Genomic DNA, 11,161 nt, shown 5'->3' on the forward strand with positions numbered 1-11,161 from the left:
GGGGAAGCTTGCGCGCATCATGCCCGGCTCTTTCCAACAAATTGTAAAGCAGCTGCCCGCTGCCTCCAGCTGCCGCACTGCAGCGGCTGTCCGTCTGTTCTTGTACTCATTACCATATTCTACTCACTCATGCCCCATTTTCTTCATCATGGATTCCAAACGGGGGACATCCTCGGGATTGTTCAGCTCCCAGAACTCACGCCCGCGCGCCTCAACCTCGACACACAGCACCTTGCGCCCGTTCTCCAGGAACCGCAGCTGCTCCAAACCTTCCAGATTCTCCAGCGGACCGGTCCGCCAGCCAGAATACACCGCCAGGGCATCCGGCCGGTAGGCATATACGCCGACATGGTGATAGACCGGCGTGTTTTCGCCATCCGCGTAGGTTTTGCCGCAATAGGGCACCACCTCCTTGGAGAAATAGAGCGCGCTGCGGTCTTCGGCAAACACCGCCGTGGTGCCGCCGACCCGGCCCGCCTTGCGGTCGGCCAGCAGGCTGTTCAGCGTCTCGCCATTGCAGCGCAGCACCGGCGTCGCCAGCTCCATTTCGGGCGCATCGCGCAGGCCGGCAACCAGATCCTCGACGAACCAATGCGGGGTCAGCGGCGCATCGCCCTGCAGGTTCACCACGATCTCATAGCCGCCGCCCAGCGCCGCATGCGCCTCGGCGCAGCGTTCGGTGCCGTTGGCGCATTCCGGCGAGGTCATCACCACCTCGGCGCCGAACGCCTCCGCCGCGTCCTTGATGCGATCGTCATCCGTCGCCACCACCACCCGGTCCACGCCCTGCACCGAGCAGGCCGCCCGCCAGGAGCGCTCCACCAGAGTGCGCTTTTCGCCGGTGGCCCCGGTCAGCGGCACCAGCGGCTTGCCGGGGTAACGGGTCGAGGCATAGCGGGCGGGGATGACAATCAGGACAGACATCAGGCTTTCTTCAGTTCCACGGCTGGTGCATAGGCGATGAAGAACGGGTTCGCATAGCCCTCTTTGCCATAAATCAGCGGGGAATGATCGTCAAAACGCACCACTTTGCCGCCAGCGCCCGCGAGCACCGCGTGACCGGCGGCGGTGTCCCACTCCATGGTGCGGCCGACGCGCGGGTAGATATCCGCCTCGCCGGTGGCCACCAGGCAGAATTTCAGCGAGGAGCCTGCGCTCTTGCTGTCCTTCACGCTGTACTTGCCGATGTAATCGTCGGTTGCCTGATCCCGGTGCGATTTCGAGGCCACCACCATCAGCGCGGAATTGTCGCTGTCGGCCACCCGGATCGGGCGGGTTTCCCCGATGGTTCCGGGATCGAACGCGCCGGTTTCCTCAACCGCGCTGCCATCCGCCAGGGTAAAGAACATCCGCTCCCTGGCCGGCGCATAAACCACGCCGCGGGTCGGCACGCCCTTCTCCACCAGCGCGATATTGACGGTGAAATCGCCGCGGCGGTGGATGAATTCCTTGGTGCCGTCCAGCGGATCGACGATCAGGAAGGTGTCGCCGCGCGCGCTGTGCGAGGCCGCCTGCTCCTCGGTGACCAGCATCATGTCCGGGAACGCCGCCCGCAGGCCTGCCGAAATCAGCGCATCCGCCGCTTCATCCGCTTCGGTTACCGGGCTCTCGTCGGATTTCACCTTCACGCCGAAATCGTCGGAATTGTAGATCTCCATGATCTTTGCGCCGGCCTCGATGGCCAGGCGGCGGATCACGGGCACCAGGTCTTCATAAGTCACGCGGACCTCCCTGTCGGGTTTAATTGAAAATTTGCCTCTCGCCTCTTATGATGCGCAGACAGCAGAACGGCAAGCAGCCGCATCGGATTCGAGCAGAGAATGCAGGTCTCATGTTTCAGCAGCGCACGCAGCAATCCTGGATCTCCGGATTTGTCGCCCTCACAGAGGTGGTGTTCCACTCGGTCGTGCGCAGCGTCCGGTCCAAGCATAACAACGCTTTTGCCGCCCTTGGCCTGAACATTCTGCAGGCGGTTCTCTTTGTGGCCGCGTTTTACGTGATGTTTGCTCTGCTGGGGCTGCGCGGCTCTGCCATCCGCGGTGATTTCCTGCTCTATGTGATGTCCGGCATCTTCCTGTTCCTGGTGCACACCAAGACCGTCAGCGCCGTCGCCGGCGCCGAGGGGCCAAGCAGCCCGATGATGCAGCACGCGCCGATGAACACGATGGTGGCTATTCTGTCCGCAGCCATCGGCGCGCTTTATATCCAGGTCCTGTCGCTGTTCATCATCCTGTTCGTCTACCATGTCGCCTTCACGCCCCTGCATATCGAGGAGCCGATTGCCGCTTTCGGCATGGTGCTGCTGGCCTGGGTCACCGGGGCGGCGGTGGGGCTGGTGTTTCTGGTGCTGAAACCTTGGGCGCCCAATCTGGTCAGCATCCTGACGATGGTCTATTCGCGCGCCAATATGATTGCGTCGGGCAAGATGTTCCTGGCCAATACCCTGCCCAGCTTCATGCTGGCCATGTTCGACTGGAACCCGCTGTTTCACTGCATCGACCAGTCGCGCGGGTTTGTCTTCATCAACTACAACCCGCATTTCAGCAGCTGGCAATATGCGGCCTGGGTGGCGCTGGTGCTGACCGTGATCGGTCTGATGGGCGAATTCTACACCCGCCGCCATGTCTCCATCAGCTGGAGCGCGCGGCGGTGAGGCTGCACCTCGCGGCCGCCCTTTTCTGGCTGGCCTGCGCGGCACTGCCGGGCGCGGCGCAGGAGTTCCCAGCGCTCCACAGCGTCACCGGTGTTGCGGCGGATGACGTGCTCAATATCCGCAGCGCCCCCTCGGCCAGTGCCAGTATCGTGGGCAGCCTGGCGCCAGGCCAATCCGGGGTTGAGGTCGTGCAGGCGGATGACAGCGGCAAATGGGGCCTGGTGAACAGCGGCGAGCGTTCAGGATGGGCCGCTCTGCGGTATCTCGCCCGTGAACCCCGGGATGACTGGCGCAGTCAGGGTCAGGCCTTGGAGTGCTTCGGCACCGAACCCTTCTGGTCCCTCACCCTGGATCAGGCGCCAAACCTGAAGACGCCGGACGGGCCGGACATCCCCTTCACGCTGCTGGCGCACGAACCTGGCTCGAACCACAGCGGCAAATCCGGCTTTCACGCTGTCAGCTGGGCTGAAAGCACATTGTCCAGCCCCGAGCCGGTGAGCCTCTTCGGAACCCTCACCGCACAGCAATGCTCGGACGGCATGTCGGACAGAACCTACGGCATCTCGATCGACCTGCTGCGGCTGCACGGCACCGGCCAATTGAGCGTTCTGAGCGGCTGCTGCTCACTTCTTCCCTAGCGATTTCCCTGGGCGTCCGGCCCAAGACTTTTACTCAAAAGTCTTGGCAAAAGTTTTCCGTAAAACTTTTGCGCCCCGCCGGCCTCACGTCACCACCCGCAATGTCAGATTGATCCGCCCGCCCTTGGGCAAGAGGCGGGAGGATTTGAACCGGATCCGGTCCACCCCATGATACATCAGCCGCGCCTCGCCGCCCATCACCACCACATCGCCCGAGCTCAGCCAGACCGACTCCGTCTTGCCTCCACGGGTCCGGTTGCCGATCCGGAACAGCCCGTCATCGCCCAGCGAAATGGACACCACGGGGTAGGAGAAATCCGCCTCATCCTTGTCCTGATGCAGCCCCATCCGGGCCCCCTCGCCGTAATAGTTCAACAGGCAGCATTCCGGTTCGCGCTCCAGCCCGGTCAGCTGCCGCCAGATCTCCAGCACCGGCTCCGGGATCGCGGGCCAGGGCCGCCCCGACGGATGCTCCTCTGCATAACGGTAGCCGGAGGCATCCGAATACCAGCCGAACTGCCCGGCCGAGGTCATCCGCACCGACATCTGCCCGCCGCCCGGCACCTTGGGCGAAAACAGCGGCGCCGCCTTCAGCACCGGCCGCAAAGCCTCGATCAGCGCCGCCTGGCGGGCGGGCTCCAGACAGCCCTTGTGGATATCGAATCCGCGCACGCGCAGCAGGGTCATTGCCGTTCATCCATCCTTAACCAAGACCGCTGCAAAAAAGCGCATTGATTCACGCTTGGCCGCGTGCCTGAGCGCTTGCAGGGGCGTTTTCTGCTCCCTATATACGCCGGGACGCGGCAAGGTGCAGACCAAACCGCAACTTCAATCGGGGCCGGGATGCCGCAACGGGTTCAGGCCTCGGGTAATCGCCTTGAGTAAATGTAAGGGATCGAACATGAGCAAAGTTATCGGCATTGACCTGGGTACCACCAACTCCTGCGTGGCCATCATGGATGGCTCCCAGCCCCGCGTGATCGAAAACGCCGAGGGCGCGCGCACCACCCCGTCGATTGTCGCCTTCACCGATGATGAGCGCCTGGTCGGCCAGCCCGCCAAGCGCCAAGCGGTGACCAACCCCGACAACACCATCTTCGGCGTCAAGCGCCTGATCGGCCGCCGGTTCGACGATGCGGCCGTCGCCAAGGACAAGAAAATGGTGCCGTTCTCCATTGTCGACGGCGGCAACGGCGACGCATGGGTCGAAGCAAAGGGTGAGAAGTACTCCCCGTCGCAAATCTCCGCCTTCACCCTGGGCAAGATGAAGGAAACCGCGGAATCCTACCTGGGCGAGGAAGTCACCCAGGCGGTGATCACCGTGCCCGCCTACTTCAACGACGCCCAGCGTCAGGCGACCAAGGACGCCGGCAAGATCGCGGGCCTCGAAGTGCTGCGCATCATCAACGAGCCGACCGCGGCCGCGCTGGCCTATGGCCTCGATAAGGAAGACACCCAGACCATCGCCGTCTATGACCTCGGCGGCGGCACCTTCGACGTGACCATCCTGGAAATCGACGACGGCCTGTTCGAAGTGAAGTCGACCAACGGCGACACCTTCCTGGGCGGCGAAGACTTCGACATGCGCATCGTCAACTACCTGGCGGATGAGTTCAAAAAGGAAAACGGCGTCGATCTGTCCAAGGACAAGATGGCCCTGCAGCGCCTGAAGGAAGCCGCTGAAAAGGCCAAGATCGAACTGTCCTCCACCTCGCAGACCGAGATCAACCAGCCGTTCATCTCGATGGACCCGTCCTCGGGCCAGCCGCTGCACCTGGTGATGAAGCTGACCCGCGCCAAGCTGGAAAGCCTGGTCTCCGACCTGATCAAGCGCTCGATGGACCCCTGCAAGGCGGCCCTCAAGGACGCAGGCCTCTCCGCCTCCGACGTGGACGAGGTGGTTCTGGTCGGCGGTATGACCCGGATGCCGAAAGTCATCGAAGAGGTGACCAAGTTCTTCGGCAAGGAGCCGCACAAGGGCGTGAACCCGGATGAAGTGGTTGCCATGGGCGCTGCCATCCAGGCCGGCGTTCTGCAGGGCGACGTCAAGGACGTGGTGCTGCTCGACGTGACTCCGCTGTCCCTGGGTATCGAAACCCTGGGCGGTGTCTTCACCCGCCTGATCGACCGCAACACCACCATCCCGACCAAGAAGTCGCAGGTGTTCTCGACCGCGGAAGACAACCAGAACGCCGTGACCATCCGCGTGTTCCAGGGTGAGCGTGAAATGGCTGCCGACAACAAGATGCTCGGCCAGTTCAACCTCGAGGAAATCCCGCCGGCACCGCGCGGCATGCCGCAGATCGAAGTGACCTTCGACATCGACGCCAACGGCATCGTGTCGGTCGGCGCCAAGGACAAGGCGACCGGCAAGGAACAGCAGATCACCATCCAGGCCTCCGGCGGCCTCTCGGACGACGACATCGAAAAGATGGTCAAGGACGCCGAAGCCAACGCCGAGGCGGACAAGGAACGCCGCGAGCTGGTGGAAGCCAAGAACCAGGCAGAATCGCTGATCCACTCCACCGAGAAGTCGGTCGAGGAGCATGGCGACAAGGTCGACCCGTCCACCATCGAGGTGATCGAGCTGGCCGTGGCCGCGCTCAAGGACGATCTGGAGAACGAGAAATCGACCGCCGAGAAGATCAAGTCCGGCATCCAGAACGTGACCGAAGCCGCCATGAAGCTGGGTGAGGCGATCTACAAGGCGCAGGCCGAAGAAGCCGAGGAAGAGCCCGCAGCAGCGGATGACGCCGCAGCAGGCCCGGCCGATGACGACATCGTTGACGCCGAATTCGAAGACCTGGACGACGACAAGCGCTAACGCCTGAACGCAGGCCAAGGCGGGCCGGTCCGTACCCCGGACCGGCCCATTTTCGTTGAGGCAGATGGGGTAACCGATGTCAAAACGTGACTATTACGACATTCTCGGAGTGGCCAAAGGCGCCTCCGCAGACGAAATCAAAAAGGGCTTTCGCAAGAAGGCCAAGGAACTGCACCCCGACCGGAACAAGGACAATCCGGACGCCGAGGCGCAGTTCAAGGAAGCCAATGAGGCTTATGACGTTCTGAAGGACGCCGACAAAAAGGCGGCCTACGACCGCTTTGGCCATGCCGCCTTTGAAAACGGCATGGGCGGCGGCCAGCGCGGCGGCGGCCAGGGCTTTGGCGGCGGCGATTTCTCCTCCGCCTTCTCGGATGTCTTCGACGATCTGTTCGGCGACTTCATGGGCGGCCAGCGCGGCGGCGGCGGACGGCATCGGGCCACCCGCGGCGCCGATCTGCGCTACAACCTGCGGGTCTCGCTGGAAGAGGCCTTTTCCGGCCTGCACAAGACCATCAAGGTGCCGACCTCTGTGTCCTGCTCCTCCTGCGAGGGCACCGGCGCCGAAGGCGGGGTCGAGCCGACCAACTGCCCGACCTGCTCCGGCATGGGCAAGGTCCGCGCGCAGCAGGGCTTCTTCACCGTTGAACGAACCTGCCCGACCTGTTCGGGCCTCGGCCAGATCATCAAGAACCCGTGCAAATCCTGCCACGGCCACGGCCGGGTGGAAAAGGACCGCTCGCTGTCGGTGAACATCCCGGCTGGCGTCGAGACCGGCACCCGCATCCGCCTGGCAGGCGAAGGCGAAGCCGGCCTGCGCGGCGGCCCCCCGGGCGATCTCTACATCTTTGTCGAGGTTGGACCCCACGCCCTGTTCGAACGCGACGGCAACAACCTCTATTGCCGGGTTCCGGTCAGCATGGCCAAGGCAGCCCTTGGCGGCTCCATCGAGGTGCCGACCATCGACGGCGGCCGCGGCCGGGTGCAGATCCCCGAGGGCAGCCAGTCCGGCCGCCAGATGCGGTTGCGCGGCAAGGGCATGCCGGCCCTGCGCGGCGGTGCCACGGGCGACATGTTCATCGAGCTGGCGGTGGAAACCCCGGTCAACCTCACCTCGCGCCAGCGGGAACTGCTGCGCGAATTCGAGGAGATCTCCGAGGAAAACACCAACCCCGAATCCCGCAGCTTCTTCTCTTCGGTGAAGAGCTTCTGGGACGGGATGAAAGGCTGAGCCCCGGGCTTTTCCTGAATGAACCGCATTGAAAAGCGCCCCCCTGGGGCGCTTTTTCTTTCTGCGTTCCACTCGGACCGGTTTCCAGCCTGCCAAGTCAGAAGCCCGTCACGCCGCACCGCAGCGGTGCACAGGGGGTGCACAGAGGGTGCACGCCTGTCACCCCCCTGCTGCAGCCCCTCCGCCGCTGTCAGACGGCACCCATTAACACTTCCTCAACCATGATGGCGGCACCATGGCATCATGGCACAGGATCCCGCATTCGAGGACGTCTCCCTGCCGCTGTTTCCCGGCAGCGAGGAGGCCCCGGTTGTGCCCGCAGGATCCGGCCGCCTGCCCTCCTACATCAAGGACCACCGCGCCCGCCTGCGCGAACGTTTCATGCAGGGCGGCGCCGCGGCGATGCCCGATTACGAGCTGCTGGAGCTGGTCCTGTTCCGCTCCATCCCGCGCCGGGACGTGAAACCGCTGGCGCGGCAACTGCTTGAAACCTTTGGGGATTTCAACCGCGTGTTGACGGCTCCTCCGGAACGCCTGGCCACCGTCAAAGGCATCGGCGATGCCGTCATCACCGACTTCAAGGTGCTGGAGGCCGCAGCACACCGCATGGCCCGCGCACGCGTCATGCAGCGGCAGGTGATCTCCAGCTGGGACGCTTTGCTGGATTATTGCCACACCACCATGGCCCACCGCGAGACGGAGCAGTTCCGCATCCTGTTCCTGGACCGCAAGAACGTGCTGATCGCCGACGAGGAACAGGCTCGCGGCACCGTCGACCACGTCCCCGTCTACCCGCGCGAGGTCGCCAAACGTGCCCTCGAGTTGAACGCCAGCGCCTTGATTCTAGTGCATAATCACCCGTCCGGCGACCCCACGCCCTCGGACAGTGACATCAGCATGACCGACCAGATCCAGGCCGCCCTCACCGCGCTTGGCATCACCCTGCACGACCACCTGATCATCGGCAAATCCACCGAACTCAGCTTCCGCGCCCACGGTTACCTCTAGCGCTGCCGCAGCGCGCGCCAGCGCGGTGCCCGGCCCAAGGGTTTGCGGGGCATCTCCGATGCCGTGCCGACCGCGCGGGAGCGCTCCCGGCGCTGCCGTCCCTACCGCACCCAGACCTCGACCCGGCGGTTGATCTGACGGCCCCAGGCGCTGTCGTCACAGGCCATCGGCAGCGCTTCGCCGAACCCCTCGGTGCGGATTTCCACCCGGCTTATATCCGCGGTCTCCGCCGCCTTGACCACCGCATCGCGCACCGCGCCCGCCCGTTTCAGCGCGATCTGCCGGTTGCCCTCCGCAGGACCGACGCCGTCGGAAAACCCCGCAAAAACAAGCTCCTTGGCATCAAATTCCCCAGCTTCCAGCGCCCTGGCCAACTGCTCGATATTGCTGCGGGACTGCGCATCCGGACGGGCCGAGCCGGGCTCGAACCGGAACGAGGCCGTCAGCCGCCGCATCCCGCCCAGCGCGGAGACCAGCCGCTGCAGCTCCTCCAGCCCGGGCTCTCCTTCCGCAGCCAGGATGGCATTGGCAAAGCGGCTGCCCTGGCGGCTGACCGGGATCAGCTCCGGCGCCTGATCCACGAACCCCGCCCGCCGGATCACCGCCTGTGCCGCAGGCCCGCGCACGTAAGTCAGGAAATCCCGCGCCACCTTGGGCAGACGCCGGGCAGGCAGGTAAAGAAACAAGGGCACCGTCAGCGGATAATCCTCGGTCTTCACCGCCCGGCGGCTCGCCTGCAGCGAGAACCCGCACGGCCCCGTCAGCGTCAGCATCCGCGCCGCGCCCTTCTCCGCATAGCTGGCAATGCCGATTGCAAAAGGATCCACCAGCACCCGGCGCACCAAGGTGCTGCTGCGGTCGTGACGGTTAATCTGCGGCGAAAACCCGGCGCCGAACGGCGCCATCAGCTTGTCCTCCACGGCCTGCGCCAAACCGGAGCCGGACACCGGCATATGCAGCGAAATCGGCGCATCAGGGCCGCCAAGCTCCTGCCAGTTGGCGATCCGGCCGGACAACACCCCCGCCAATTGCGGCAAGGAAATCTCCTGCACCGGGTTGCTAGGCGCCACCACCGGCACAAAGGCATCCAGCGCCAGAACCCGGCTGCGGCCCGGTCCGGTCAGATCCCCCAGCCCCGCCGCGTGGGCCGCCTTGCGTTCCAGCGGGCGGATCTCCCGCAGCGCCATCGCCACATCGGCCTCATCCGCAATCAGCGCAGCAAAACCGGCATCGGTATTGCTGGCGGTGAATGTGAACCGCGCGGCCGGCTGCTGCCCGCGCAGCAGGACGTGGCTGAAATTCCCCTCCGGCAGCGGTTCGCGCCGGGTCTGGTAGCCGTTGCGCAGCGCAAAGCCTTCGATCAGCGCGGGCAGCAGCACTTCGGACATGGTGGAGGAGCCCGCCAGGGTAATCTCCGCCACAAAGCCCGACAGGCTGGGGCAGCCCGGCCCCTCGCAGGTCACGCCGGAGCCATCCACGGTCAGCTCGCCGAACTGGGTCTGGACCCGGTAGAACTCGCCATCGAAGCCCAGCAGCGTGCCGGTGATCTCAACCGCGCCATCCGGCGAAGAGAGGGTGACGTCCTCTGCCGCCAGCCCGCGCGCAAGTGCTGCCAGAAAAAGTGCGGCGCAAACGGCCGCACGCAAGAAGGTCATGTGGATACCTGAAGTTACCGCAAATCAGTTGGAGGCGACTTTCAGGTCTTCTACCAGATTATTCAACACCAGAAAGCTGCCTTGGGCATCGCAATCCGGCATCGCCATCACCAGGTCGCGGCTGCTGAGCCGTCCGCCGCTCAGCTGCAGCGCCTGGGCAGAGATATCGCGGCCGCAGTTGAGGCCCGTCACCTCCGCTTCGGCGGTCAGGGCGACGGTGCCGGCGCGGTCCGGATGGCTGGCGGGCACACTGTAGATTTCGACAATCCGCGGCGCCACCAGGCTGGCGTCGCCGAGACGGATTACCTGGCCGGCAGCCTCGCCGGGCGCAGCCCCGTGCCAGACGTGCCCGGCGCTGCCATACTCCGCGCCAAACTCCCGGGCATGAATTTCAAGGCCGCTGTGGCCGCTCCACTGCAGAACCACACGTTCCATGGTCTCCGCGCCCGCCACTTCGGCAACGGCAACCGCCCCGCCGCCGCTTGCGGTCTCCGCAATAAAAACCGCGGTCCGTGTCAGGGCCGGAACCTGCGCCGCGTAGCGCCCGGCCGGGTCCAGCGAAGCCGTGAAGGTCATGCCGCTGTGATGCACGGTCAGGCGTTCGCCGCCACGGCACGGCGCGGACACAGTGAGCGAGACCATCGCCATGGGGGCAGCCTCGGCCGAGGCTGTCATACGGCAGGCTCCCGGTTGCGCCGGAACTGCCGGTTGCGGCTCCGCGGCAACGGATGCCGTTTCAGCCGGGAAGGAGGTCAGGGTGATGTTCTCGATTTTCAGCTCCGCCGGCCCGGGTTCCTCCGGCAGCTGAGGGTCGGCAGCGGCGGTGGCGTCACCCGCCCAGCGGGGGCTCGATGCCTGCATGTAGAACCCGATGCCCAATGCGCACGCCAGCGTCATAGCACTTGTCAGCATCACCTGTTTGCTCAGCATGAGATCCTCCTGAACCTGCCTGGTCAGCAAAACCTGGCTGAAAATGCCGGCCGGTTTGTGGCCTCAAACGGGAGAGAATCCGGCAAATGCGGCAATTCCGTCTTCTTTGTTGCGCAGGGGGAAACAGCGGACGGGGGAGCTCCCGCGCCTGCGGGCGCCCTGGCTGCGCCAGGAACTCCCTGGCAGCCTTGGGTGTGGCGCTGCGCGGTGCGCAGCGCCACA

The 11,161-nt window shown here is 64.8% G+C and carries 10 protein-coding genes; 5 read left to right on the plus strand and 5 right to left on the minus strand.

Annotated elements, in window-relative coordinates; genetic code table 11:
* Positions 1 to 123 precede the first annotated feature (123 nt).
* The gene (locus tag ACFMBG_RS00425; protein ID WP_421052763.1) at positions 124 to 924 is read right to left on the minus strand and encodes a 3-deoxy-manno-octulosonate cytidylyltransferase; all 801 of its coding nucleotides are present in this window, start codon (positions 922 to 924) and stop codon (positions 124 to 126) included.
* Positions 924 to 1,721, minus strand: a complete 798-nt coding sequence (cysQ, locus tag ACFMBG_RS00430) for a 3'(2'),5'-bisphosphate nucleotidase CysQ (RefSeq protein ID WP_421052764.1) — start codon at positions 1,719 to 1,721, stop codon at positions 924 to 926. Before cysQ ends, ACFMBG_RS00425 begins: the two co-directional genes overlap by 1 nt.
* Before the next feature lie 110 nt (positions 1,722 to 1,831).
* Between cysQ and ACFMBG_RS00435 the strand changes: the two genes are divergently transcribed.
* Positions 1,832 to 2,653 carry an ABC transporter permease gene (locus ACFMBG_RS00435; RefSeq protein ID WP_421052765.1) on the plus strand — a complete coding sequence of 274 codons (822 nt, stop codon included), beginning with the start codon at positions 1,832 to 1,834 and terminating at the stop codon, positions 2,651 to 2,653.
* On the plus strand, positions 2,650 to 3,291 hold the full coding sequence (locus ACFMBG_RS00440; RefSeq protein ID WP_421052766.1) for an SH3 domain-containing protein: 642 nt from the start codon (positions 2,650 to 2,652) through the stop codon (positions 3,289 to 3,291). Before ACFMBG_RS00435 ends, ACFMBG_RS00440 begins: the two co-directional genes overlap by 4 nt.
* 84 nt (positions 3,292 to 3,375) lie before the next feature.
* On the opposite strand, the gene ACFMBG_RS00445 is transcribed toward ACFMBG_RS00440, so the two are convergent.
* Entirely contained in the window at positions 3,376 to 3,978 is a 603-nt protein-coding gene (locus ACFMBG_RS00445; protein WP_421052767.1) for an alpha-ketoglutarate-dependent dioxygenase AlkB family protein, read from the minus strand.
* A 214-nt stretch (positions 3,979 to 4,192) separates the two neighbouring features.
* On the opposite strand from ACFMBG_RS00445, the gene dnaK reads away from it, so the two are divergent.
* The 3 genes from dnaK (at position 4,193) to radC (ending at position 8,354) form a co-directional block, all read left to right on the plus strand.
* A complete protein-coding gene (gene dnaK / locus ACFMBG_RS00450; protein ID WP_421052768.1) occupies positions 4,193 to 6,115 on the plus strand; it encodes a molecular chaperone DnaK in 1,923 nt (640 codons plus the stop codon).
* A gap of 76 nt (positions 6,116 to 6,191) precedes the next feature.
* A complete protein-coding gene (gene dnaJ, locus ACFMBG_RS00455; RefSeq protein WP_421052769.1) occupies positions 6,192 to 7,346 on the plus strand; it encodes a molecular chaperone DnaJ in 1,155 nt (384 codons plus the stop codon).
* A 243-nt stretch (positions 7,347 to 7,589) separates the two neighbouring features.
* A complete protein-coding gene (radC, locus tag ACFMBG_RS00460; protein WP_421052770.1) occupies positions 7,590 to 8,354 on the plus strand; it encodes a RadC family protein in 765 nt (254 codons plus the stop codon).
* Positions 8,355 to 8,455: 101 nt separating this feature from the next.
* Here radC and ACFMBG_RS00465 read toward each other — a convergent pair whose 3' ends face one another.
* Both ACFMBG_RS00465 and ACFMBG_RS00470 read right to left on the minus strand, forming a co-directional pair.
* Positions 8,456 to 10,009 (minus strand): phosphate ABC transporter substrate-binding/OmpA family protein, encoded by a 1,554-nt coding sequence (locus ACFMBG_RS00465; protein WP_421052771.1) that lies wholly within the window; start codon positions 10,007 to 10,009, stop codon positions 8,456 to 8,458.
* 24 nt (positions 10,010 to 10,033) lie between these two features.
* Positions 10,034 to 10,939, minus strand: a complete 906-nt coding sequence (locus ACFMBG_RS00470; protein ID WP_421052772.1) for a hypothetical protein — start codon at positions 10,937 to 10,939, stop codon at positions 10,034 to 10,036.
* Positions 10,940 to 11,161 lie beyond the last annotated feature (222 nt).

Source organism: Leisingera coralii (genome assembly GCF_049056525.1).
GTDB lineage: Bacteria > Pseudomonadota > Alphaproteobacteria > Rhodobacterales > Rhodobacteraceae > Leisingera > Leisingera coralii.

Bases quoted from the DNA above. Each gene is read 5' to 3' on its own strand.
- ACFMBG_RS00425 (WP_421052763.1), bottom strand. From the start codon at position 924: ATGTCTGTCCTGATTGTCATCCCCGCCCGCTATGCCTCGACCCGTTAC.
- ACFMBG_RS00435 (WP_421052765.1), top strand. From the start codon at position 1,832: ATGTTTCAGCAGCGCACGCAGCAATCCTGGATCTCCGGATTTGTCGCC.
- ACFMBG_RS00445 (WP_421052767.1), bottom strand. From the start codon at position 3,978: ATGACCCTGCTGCGCGTGCGCGGATTCGATATCCACAAGGGCTGTCTG.
- dnaK (WP_421052768.1), top strand. From the start codon at position 4,193: ATGAGCAAAGTTATCGGCATTGACCTGGGTACCACCAACTCCTGCGTG.
- dnaJ (WP_421052769.1), top strand. From the start codon at position 6,192: ATGTCAAAACGTGACTATTACGACATTCTCGGAGTGGCCAAAGGCGCC.
- radC (WP_421052770.1), top strand. From the start codon at position 7,590: ATGGCACAGGATCCCGCATTCGAGGACGTCTCCCTGCCGCTGTTTCCC.
- ACFMBG_RS00465 (WP_421052771.1), bottom strand. From the start codon at position 10,009: ATGACCTTCTTGCGTGCGGCCGTTTGCGCCGCACTTTTTCTGGCAGCA.
- ACFMBG_RS00470 (WP_421052772.1), bottom strand. From the start codon at position 10,939: ATGCTGAGCAAACAGGTGATGCTGACAAGTGCTATGACGCTGGCGTGC.